This is a genomic window from Actinomycetes bacterium, assembly GCA_035489715.1.
GTDB lineage: Bacteria > Actinomycetota > Actinomycetes > JACCUZ01 > JACCUZ01 > DATHAP01.
Genome location: DATHAP010000159.1, coordinates 1 through 3,169, shown reverse-complemented (window position 1 = coordinate 3,169; position 3,169 = coordinate 1). Strand labels below are relative to the sequence as shown.

Below are 3,169 nucleotides of genomic sequence, written 5' to 3'. Positions count from 1 at the left end.
CGACCGGGTCGGCCGACGCCCGGGGATGATCGCCGGCGGCGCCCTCGCCACGGTGAGCCTCGGTGCGCTCGCCGTCCACGAGTCGCTGGCCGTCTACGTCGTCGCGATGGCCTTCTTCGGCGTCGCGTCGGCATTCCTCACCGTGGCACCGAGCGCCGCGGTCGGGGACGTCGTGTCCGGCCGGGGCGGCACGGTGGTCGCCGCCTTCCAGATGGCGGCCGACCTCGGAGCGGTTGTCGGGCCGCTGCTGGCCGGCTGGCTGTCCGATGCCTACGGCTTCTCCGCCGCGTGGGGCGTGACCGCCGGCGTGATGGCCTCCGCGCTCGTCATGGCACTGCTCTCGACCGAGACACGTCACCGCCCGTCACCCGCCGCGACACAACCGGCGCCGGGCTCGACCGGCTGACCGCGCTCAGGCCGGGTCGTCGCGGAGGAAGTCGAGGACCACGGCGGCGAAGAGGGGTGACTCGCCCACGTCGTAGTGCGTGGTGCCGGGGATGATCGCTAGGGCGTGGCCGCCCTTGGGTCGGCCCTCCCCCATCCAGCCGCCGTCGCGCTGGCCGCCGTCGAGCAGGCCGAAGACCTCGACGTAGTGGCTGGGCGGCGCCATGTCGGCATCCGCCGCGGCGATCAGTGTCGGCACCTGCAGGCCGCGGACCTCCTCGGTGAAGTCGAAGTCGTGCGACATGAGCTCGCCGACCTTGTCCAGCAGCCGGGGGAAGTCCTCGGGCCGCGGCGCGACACGCTGGTAGAGGTCGTACATCGGCGTGCCCTTGAGGGACTCGGCGACCGCCCCGCTCACCTGGCCCTGCTGCGCCAGCATCTCCGGGTAGATCGCTGAGCGCCGGATGTTGGCCGAGAGCGACACCAGGCGGCGGACCTTGTCCGGGTGCCGCACCGCTGTCATCGTCGCGACTCCGCCGCCGAGAGAGAAGCCGACGACATCCGGGCGGTCGAGCCCGAGGTGGTCGATCATTGCGGCGACGTCGTCGGCCATCAGCCGCAGGTCGAGCGGCCGGTCGATGTCTTTCGTGCGGCCGTGCCCCTGCAGGTCCACCGTGAAGACCTGGTGACGCGCGGCCAGCGCCGGCAGCACCGGGCCGAACGTCTCCCCCGACATCAGCCCGCCGTGCAGCAGGATCAGCGGCCGCCCCGACCCGTGGGTCGCGACCCAGAGGCTGATGCCGTTGACCTCGACGTAGCGGCCGGATCGCTGTGCGTCGGTCGATTCGTCGGTGGTGGTCATCTGGTGCTCCTCAGCTCGCGGCGGTGGGTGCGGTGGACGCGCTGCCTGTCAGACCGTGAGCCGGGAGCAGACTCATCGGTCGACCAGCCGCCGCGCGAGCCGCGCAGCGGTCTCGGGGTGGTCGGCCGCGAGCAGCCCGGTCGCCGCGAGGACGTAGTCGACGTCGACGACGGTCCGGGCGTGCTCGGGGACCGGCCAGCCGCCGGCGAGGTCGCGGGTGGCCGGCCCGAGCACCTGTCGCCTGAGCTGCGCGGAGCCGTGGCGCAGGACCCCGCCCGAGCCGACGACCAGGGCCACCTCGCGCAGGTCCTTGCCGCCCCGTCCGTGCCGGCGCAGGGCCACGGTCACCGCGAGCTCGGCCAGCCGGGCGTCCGTGGCGCGGTCCGTGTCGTCGGCTGGGAGGAAGCCGGTGTCGCGGGCCCGGCGCTCTGCCGACGTACGCAACGAACGTTCTTCGTCGGCGGTGACGAGCCGCTCGGTGACCGCGGCGTCGACGACGCCGACGGCGCCCCACCGCATCCCCAGGTCGCCCTCGACGGTGCGGCTGCGCCACATCACCTCGACGACCTCCTTGCGCAGCACCGCGTCCTCACCCTGGGGCGTCACCACTGAGTAGACGTCGGTCGTCGCTCCGCCGACGTCGACGACGAGCACGTCGCCCGCCCCCGGCACGGCGCCGGCACCGTCGGCGAGCACCTCGACACCGGCCAGCACGGCGTCCGGGGTCGCCGCTCGGACCATGGCCGGGAAGTCGGCCCGCCGCGAGAGCTTCTTGCCGCCGATGACGTGGTGGATGAAGACGTCACGGATGGCGGCCCGGGCCGGGTGCGGGTCCAGACGGCCGATCTCGGGCAGCACGTTGGCGGCCGCGGTGACCCGCCTGCCCCCGGCGCTCAGCACCTCGACGACCTGGTCTCGCGCGTCCGCGTTGCCGGCCACGACCACCGGCGCGGAGAGCCGGCTGCCGGCCAGCGCTGCCGCGTTGTGCAGCAGCACCTCGGCGTTGCCCCCGTCGGTGCCGCCGACGAGCAGCAGCACGTCCGGTCGTGTCTCACGCAGCGCGGCGATGTCTGCGCGGCCCATCGGTCCGGCCGCGACGTGCACCACGCGGGCGCCGGCCGACAGGCCCACCCGGTGACCCGCCTCGGCGGTGACCGCACGCTCGTAGCCGACCACGGCCAGCCGCAGCCCGCCGCCGGCGCTCGAGCAGGCGAGCACTTCGACGTCCACGGCCTCGCGGGCCGCCAGCTCGGCCAGGCAGCCGTCGATGCCGTCCATGACGTCGGTGGCCGCGGTCGTCGGGCGGGTCGCCGTCCCCAGCAGCGCGCCGCTGCCGAGCTCGACCAGTGCCGCCTTGGTGAAGGTCGACCCGACATCGACGCAGGCGACGCAGACGACGGCGTGGGCCACCTAGCCGAGTGCCCTGGTGAGGTCCTCCACGAGGTCGTCGACCGCCTCGATGCCCACGGAGAGCCGGACCAGGTCGTCGGGCACCTCGAGGGGGGACCCGGCCACCGAGGCGTGCGTCATCCGGCCGGGGTGCTCGATCAGCGACTCCACGCCGCCCAGCGACTCACCGAGGATGAAGAGCTCGGTGCGGTCGCAGACGGCGAGCGCCGCCTGCTCACCGCCGGCGACCCGGAAGGTCACCATGCCGCCGAACGCCTTCATCTGCTTGGCGGCCACCTCGTGCCCGGGGTGGTCGGACAGGCCGGGGTAGAACACCTCGGTGACCCGCGGGTGCGAGGCGAGCACCTCGACGACCCGCTCGGCGTTGGCGCAGTGGCGGTCCATCCGCACACCGAGCGTCTTGATGCCGCGCAGCACCAGCCACGAGTCGAAGGGGCCGGGCACGGCGCCCATCGCGTTCTGGAGGTAGGCGACCCGCTCACCCAGGTCGTCGTCCGCGAGCACGAGCGCTCC

4 protein-coding genes are annotated in these 3,169 nt (G+C 73.9%); 1 reads left to right on the top strand and 3 read right to left on the bottom strand.

Annotated features, from left to right (window positions below):
• The coding region (locus tag VK640_12905) for an MFS transporter (protein ID HTE74082.1) at positions 1-406 on the top strand (406 nt) is incomplete at its 5' end.
• 6 nt (positions 407-412) lie between these two features.
• On the opposite strand, the gene VK640_12900 is transcribed toward VK640_12905, so the two are convergent.
• The 3 genes from VK640_12900 to VK640_12890 all read right to left on the bottom strand — a co-directional run.
• Positions 413-1,246 carry an alpha/beta hydrolase gene (locus VK640_12900; GenBank protein ID HTE74081.1) on the bottom strand — a complete coding sequence of 278 codons (834 nt, stop codon included), beginning with the start codon at positions 1,244-1,246 and terminating at the stop codon, positions 413-415.
• Between the two features lie 72 nt (positions 1,247-1,318).
• The gene (locus tag VK640_12895; protein ID HTE74080.1) at positions 1,319-2,656 is read right to left on the bottom strand and encodes a glutamate mutase L; all 1,338 of its coding nucleotides are present in this window, start codon (positions 2,654-2,656) and stop codon (positions 1,319-1,321) included.
• Positions 2,657-3,169: PLP-dependent transferase (locus VK640_12890; protein ID HTE74079.1), on the bottom strand; the 513-nt coding region annotated here is incomplete at its 5' end. It abuts the gene before it with no gap.